The organism is Reinekea sp. G2M2-21 (genome assembly GCF_015687175.1).
In the GTDB taxonomy this organism is placed as follows: Bacteria; Pseudomonadota; Gammaproteobacteria; order Pseudomonadales; family Natronospirillaceae; genus Reinekea.
The window spans coordinates 1-394 of record NZ_JADPQG010000044.1 but is presented as its reverse complement, the minus strand read 5'-3'; the positions used below and the strand labels follow the sequence as shown (position 1 = coordinate 394).

General features: G+C 45.2%; 1 protein-coding gene. It reads left to right on the top strand.

Annotated features, from left to right (window positions below):
• On the top strand, positions 1-346 hold a 346-nt coding region (locus tag IYN85_RS25665), incomplete at its 5' end, for a GFA family protein (protein WP_196161832.1).
• Positions 347-394 lie beyond the last annotated feature (48 nt).

Genomic DNA, 394 nt, shown 5'->3' with positions numbered 1-394 from the left:
TCGGGATGCTAGGTCGTGTCACTGTTCTCGTTGTAGGAAAGCTTTTAGTTCTCAAGCATCAGCTTACGCGCTCGTAGACCCCTCCGAATTTCAATGGGTTTCTGGTGCGGAGTTTTTGACTTCATATGTTGGTGTACACGGTTTCGGTTTACAGTTTTGCAAGAAATGCGGTTCTACTTTATGTGGTATTTACCAAGGTGAAGTTCACGGAGTAACGTTAGGTTGCCTTAACGAAGACCCAGAAATCAAAATTGGGCGCCACATTTTTGTAGGCTCAAAAGCAAGTTGGGAAGTAATTCCCGAGGACGTTCCACAGTATGAGGAGCATCCACCAGAAAATGCATAACAAGCACATTAAAAATCGCCCACAAAAAACGTGGGCTGGACTCGCTAC